Source organism: Mesorhizobium sp. WSM4813, assembly GCF_055811555.1.
Genome location: NZ_JBVVQU010000180.1, coordinates 1 through 243 on the forward strand (window position 1 = coordinate 1; position 243 = coordinate 243).

The 243-nt window shown below is 67.5% G+C and carries 1 protein-coding gene; it reads left to right on the plus strand.

The features are described from left to right. Nucleotides 1-243, plus strand: a 243-nt coding sequence (locus AC0L25_RS32560) for a helicase HerA-like domain-containing protein (protein WP_473599204.1), incomplete at both ends; no start/stop codon positions are given.

Here is a 243-nt window from a genome sequence, read left to right on the forward strand (position 1 = left end):
GCGCATCTGTTGTTCAACGACGCGCCGAAGGCGCTGATGGACAAGATCGAGCAGGTGGTGCGCCTGATCCGCTCGAAGGGTGTCGGCGTCTACTTCGTCACCCAGAATCCGGTCGATGTGCCCGACCGCGTGCTCGGCCAGCTCGGCAACCGGGTGCAGCACGCGCTGCGCGCCTTCACCCCGCGCGACCATAAGGCGGTCGCCGCGGCCGCCCAGACCTTCCGTCCCAATCCGAAGCTCGAC